The organism is Agriterribacter sp. (genome assembly GCF_035444585.1).
Classification (GTDB): domain Bacteria; phylum Bacteroidota; class Bacteroidia; order Chitinophagales; family Chitinophagaceae; genus Agriterribacter.
Map to the genome: position 1 here is coordinate 1 of NZ_DAOMOZ010000264.1, position 5,835 is coordinate 5,835.

The following is a 5,835-nucleotide window of genomic DNA, read 5'->3' on the forward strand; positions in this document are numbered from 1 at the left end:
ATTCCAAAGGTGTTTATGCCGCCGGCAGCCAGGCGCCCACGGATGATTTCCAGGATTTACAATACACACTGAATAGTGCAACAACACAAACCCGCAGCACGGATACCTATCATAACCGCGACCGGATCATGTCGGGCTTCGGCCGCCTGCTCTATGATTGGGATGGTAAATACCTGGCCAGTTTTACGGTAAGAAGAGACGGTGTTTCCCGTTTAACAGGCAACAACCAGTATGGAACTTTCCCTGCCGCTTCCGTGGGCTGGATGGTACATAAGGAAAACTTTATGTCATCCGTGGGAGGCTGGTTATCTTACCTGAAGCTCAGGGCAAGCTGGGGTAAGAATGGTAATATCGGCATAGGAACCAGCAATGCCGTTGGACTGTATGAAGTGCAGGGCGCCTATGGTTCACAAAGTCCTTACAATGGTACCATTGGCTTTTTACAAACCAGTTTGGCTAACCCTGCGTTGCGCTGGGAGAAAACAAATACCACGGAAGTGGGCGCAGACATGGGCTTCTTTAATAACAGGTTGAACGTTTCTGCTGCATATTATAACCGGATCACGGATGATAAGCTGGCTTTTGTAAGCCTGCCTACTTCTTCGGGCATATCCAGCATCCGGACCAATAACGGAAGCATGCGCAACCGCGGTTTTGAGCTGGACCTCGGTTATAAGATCATCCATCAAAAAGACTGGACATGGCAGGTTAACGCCAATGCCGCCTGGAATAAGAACATTATCCTGAAGCTTCCTTTTAACGGCAACGATAAAAACCGGCAGGGCGGTAACCAGATCTATGACCCTGCAACAGGACTGCTTACCTGGGTTGGCGGTTTACAGGAAGGACAGGAATGGGGTGAAATATTTGGCTTTGTGAGTGAAGGCATCATTAGGGATGAAAAAGATCTGGCGGATTATAATAAAATAGACCTTGCTGCCGGCGAGGTACAATATGGAGCTTCCGCAGGTAAACGTGTGGCCAGCCAGAAGCTGATCACCGAAAAGAACCTGAATGCCGGCGGTTTCAGCTTTATCGCCACACAGTTGGGTGATATGATGTGGAAGGACATAGACAGGAATGACACCATTGATTACAGGGACAGGGTTTCCCTCGGCCGCACACTGCCGCGGTGGACTGGCGGATTCAATACTACGGTTTCCTGGAAAGGGTTCAGCCTTTTTGCCCGTTTTGATTTTGCACTCGGGCATATCCAGCAGGATGCCATGCAGATGTGGGCATTGGGACATTTCCAGGGCGAATTTAATGCAACCGATATAGTAAAGGATACCTGGACGGCTGAAAATCCGAACGCCAAATATCCCAGATATACATGGGCGGATCAGTTGAACACCAAAAACTTCGACAGACCCAGCAGCATGTTCTTTGTAAATTCAAGCTACCTGGCGTTCAGGGAAGTTTCATTGAGCTATTCACTGCCCGCCGCCTTATTGGAAAAGGCAAGGATCAGGGGGCTAAGGTTAACCGTTACCGGACAAAACCTGGGATATTTAACCAACAGCCTGCTGAATTTACCGGAGCGTACAGGAAGTCAAAACAGCGCTTATACCATACCCACCCAATTGATTTTTGGAGCCAACCTCACCTTTTAAATTCATTCTAATAAATGCACTGATCATGAACAAGTTTAAATATATAGTATACATAGCGCTGGTGGCCATTGTCGCCACATCCTGCCGCAAAACATTAGAGCTTGCCCCTGAAGATTATTATGGGGACGGGAACTTCTGGCAAAATGAATCGCAGGTTACCAATTTTATGGTGGGACTGCACAAGCAGTTCCGTGATAACCGGTTTATGTTTTTACGCCTCGGTGAAATGAGGGGCGGCGGTTTCAGCAACACCGACCGTCAAAATACCTCGCTGAGCGAATTAACGATCATTAACCATGATATAGAAGAAACCTCGTCCGGAATTGGCAGTTGGGCGGGCTTTTATGGCCCCATCCTTCAATTGAATCTTTTCATTCAGAAAGTGGAAGCAGCAGATTTCCTGGTTGCCGATAAAAAGAATTATTTGCTCGGGCAGGCTTATGCCATGCGGGCCTATTATTATTTTCATCTGCTTCGTACCTATGGCGGCGTTCCCATACAACTGGAGCCCGAAGTATCAAACGGCAATACCGATGCAGTAGCCCTGCGCAAAGCAAGAGCATCCGAGGCCGAAGTTTTAGATGCAATAAAAGCAGATGTAAATAAATCCATCAGTTTGTTTGGCACAGCCGGTGCACCTGCCGATAAAAGCCAGTGGAATCCTTTGGCGTCATTGATGCTGAAAGGAGAAGTGTATTTGTGGTCTGCAAAACTGTACAATACCACAGCGGACCTGGCAGAAGCAAAATCGGCATTGAATGCTGTAACCGGCACTTCACTGCTTCCCAGCTTCGGGGATGTGTTCAAAACCAAAAACAACAGCGAAGTTATTTTTGCTGTTCGCTACCGTGATGGTGAAGCGGAGATGGGTACGGCCTATTCCTATTTCCTGTACTCTACCTACAACTTCGATAACCTGCATGTAAAAGATTCTACTACCCTCGGTCCCACGCTTGTAGATCCCCTGAACATCGCCAGCGCTCCCGCCCAGATCATCCAGCGTTATGCGTATACCTACGAATTGTTCCAGTCGTACGACGTTGCCGACACACGCAGGGATGCCACTTTTTACGACTACTATAAAACCAGCGCTTCAGGCGCGGATGTGGTAGTTACTGTAAGGAATACCGCGCTGGTTAAGTTCCCCGGGCAAATGGACGCCGCAAACAGGAGAGTGTTTACCGATGACTGGCCGGTTTACCGCGAAGCAGACAGGCTATTGATGCTTGCAGAAATAACCAATGCAGAAGGTGGCGATCCATCATCGTATATTCAGCAAATTCGCGACCGGGCATTCGCCAATGCTGATCCCACACCGTTTGTAAGTGGTTCACAGGATGACAATGAGCTGGCGATATTCGCTGAGCGCAGCAAAGAATTTGTGTATGAAGGCAAGCGTTGGTACGATATCCGCAGAATGAAGTATGGCGGTGAACCATTGGTTTTTATCAGCGCCAGTCATCCCTACGGCGTTTTGGATAAAGGCACGCAGGGTTATAAAATATTATGGCCGGTGGAAACAGCAATATGGACCAATGATCCGTTGGTTGATCAAACTCCGGGTTACGCTACGTCTAAACCCAAATAATATACATGATCTGCGGATTTAGCTAACTTCGATCCGCTGAGCAGGTATTGTTCCTGTAAAAGTAAATTTTGCCACAAAGGCTCCAAGATCCGAAGAAAATAAAAATCCAAAAACCGGAACTTTGTGTCCTGGCGCCTTTGTGGCAAATTGTTTATACCGGCCCGTTTGAAACACCTTCATTGAAGAAATCATATTTTCAATTTTGAAATAACAGAACATGAGATCAGAACATTTGAAAGGATTAATTGCAGCACCTTTTACGCCCATGCATAAAGACGGCTCATTGAATACAGTGCTTATCCCGCGTTATTATGAAATGCTGAAAGCGAACGGGGTAACCGGCGCTTTTATTTGCGGCTCTACCGGCGAGGGCGTTTCCATGACCATGCAGGAAAAAAAAGCGGCAGCCGAAGCCTGGGGAGCGGTCACCAAAGGAGATCATGATTTTAAAGTGATGCTGTTCCTGGGAGGAACCAGTATTGCGGAATGTAAGGAACTGGCCCTACATGCAAAGCAAACTGGTTTATACGCTATATCTTTTACCGCGCCATTTTATTTTAAACCCGCCAATGCCGCCATGCTGGCGAAAGCCTGCGCGGAAGTGGCAGGAGCCGTACCGGATATGCCTTTTTATTATTATCACATACCTGTACTTACCGGCGTAAACATTGCCATGTACGATTTGCTGCAGGAAGCGGATGGTAAAATACCCAACTTTGCCGGCATCAAATACACGCACGAAGATTTCATGGATTTTCTTTCGTGCATGCGTTTTCAAAACGGGAAGTATGATATGCTGTGGGGGCGTGATGAAAATATGCTTTCGGCCCTGGTGCTGGGTACCAAAGGTGCGGTAGGAAGTACATTCAACTATGCGGCGCCGTTATATTACGAGCTGATTGACGCATTTAACAGCAACGACCTTGAAAAGGCAGGAGCCTTACAGCAGCAGTCCATTGATATGATCCGCCTGCTGGGCAAGTACGGTGGTATAGCTACCGGCAAAGCCTACATGAAGCTGATCGGTGTAGATTGCGGCGGGTTCAGGCTGCCGGTAAAGAACATGTCGGATGAACAGTTTGAGTTATTCAGAAAAGATGTGGAGCAACTGAATTTCAGCGGTTTCGCATCCCGTGTGCCGGCCGGACAGTCTGCCTGATAGCAGGCAAAGCAACAGCAACAAATGTGTAACGATAATGACCTTGCTTAAAACTTTCCTTCTCACTATTATTATGCTTACTCATCTATCCTCCTGCACAGAAAAACGGCAGGATACCGCTATACAATGGTCGCTTTCCGCCTCCCTCCCTCCCCTGCCGGGGCAAACCACCGCATGGGGTTTTGCAGGGCCGGTAACCGGTGTTCACCAGGAGGTACTGCTGGTAGCCGGAGGCGCAAATTTTCCTGATGGAATGCCCTGGGAAGGCGGAAAGAAAAAATATTACGACCAGGGCTTTGTAATGAAAAGAACAGGCAAAGATTCCCTGGCGCTATATAAAACATTCGCTTTGCCTTATGCGTTGGCTTACCCCGCCTGTGTCTCCACTCCCATGGGGGTGGTATGTGCCGGCGGTGAAAACCCGGATGGCATTAGCTCCAAAGTAATTTTGCTGCAATGGGATGATCATGCCGGTAGTGTGGTCATCAAAAAGTTGCCCGATCTTCCCCTCCCGCTCAGCAATGCGGGCATTACCACCCACGGTAATATCGTTTACCTCGCCGGCGGAGAAAATGCAGACAGCACCTGCAGCGGCTTTTATAGTCTGGATATTGCAGATGCTACCGCCCAATGGAATACTTTACCCAGCCTGCCCCAGGCCGTTTCTCATGCCGTGGTGGTTGCACAATCGTCGGCCGGCAGCTCTTCCGTATATGTTATGGGTGGCCGGAAGAAAAACCGGAACGGCATCAGCGATATCTATGCCTCCGCTTATGTATTTGATCTTAAAAAAAACGAATGGAAGGAAATTCAATCGTTACCTTACAGCCTCTGTGCCGGAACGGGTATAGCTTCGGGGAAAAGCGAAATATTGCTGTTTGGCGGAGATAAGGGAGAAACTTTTCATGAAACAGAACGATTAATAGCCGCCATCAATGCAGCCACCGATACAGGAAAGAAACAGGACCTGATCCGTCAAAAAAATCAATTGCAGGCTGCGCACCCTGGGTTCAGTAAAGAAGTATTAGTATACAATACCACCACAGGCAACTGGACAAATACCGATCCTCTTCCCTTTGAAGCACCTGTTACCACTACTGCCATTTTGTGGAATAACGATGTGGTAATACCCAATGGAGAAATAAGAGCCGGAGTGCGTACGCCAGCCATATGGATGGGGAGGATACAGTAAGTTGCAGGGTGCAGGGGTAGGAGGTTTCAGGTATGAGGTATGAGGTGAACAAGAAGAGGGCGGTAACGGATATTTTTTGCAACCGGAATAACTCATGTTTGAGAGAAGAGATAAAACGAACTACGTATACCTATGCACCTATGATCCTATGTGCTTAAAACGAAAACACATTAACACAGTAAGAACAAAAACCTATGTGCCCCTATGTACCTATGATCCTATGTGCTTAAAACGAAAACACATTAACGCAGTAAGAACAAAAACCTATGTGCCCCTATGTGCC

4 protein-coding genes are annotated in these 5,835 nt (G+C 47.8%); all 4 read left to right on the forward strand.

Features of this window, described 5'->3' with window-relative positions:
• Positions 1-1,613 (forward strand): SusC/RagA family TonB-linked outer membrane protein (locus PLH26_RS19485; protein WP_324587693.1); only part of this gene is annotated, 1,613 nt, incomplete at its 5' end.
• 25 nt (positions 1,614-1,638) lie between these two features.
• Positions 1,639-3,201: a RagB/SusD family nutrient uptake outer membrane protein gene (locus PLH26_RS19490; protein WP_324587694.1), complete on the forward strand. Its 1,563-nt coding sequence runs from the start codon at positions 1,639-1,641 to the stop codon at positions 3,199-3,201.
• Positions 3,202-3,418: 217 nt separating this feature from the next.
• Entirely contained in the window at positions 3,419-4,360 is a 942-nt protein-coding gene (locus tag PLH26_RS19495; protein ID WP_324587695.1) for a dihydrodipicolinate synthase family protein, read from the forward strand.
• Positions 4,361-4,397: 37 nt separating this feature from the next.
• A complete protein-coding gene (locus PLH26_RS19500; RefSeq protein ID WP_324587696.1) occupies positions 4,398-5,552 on the forward strand; it encodes a tRNA wybutosine-synthesizing protein 4 beta-propeller domain-containing protein in 1,155 nt (384 codons plus the stop codon).
• Positions 5,553-5,835 lie beyond the last annotated feature (283 nt).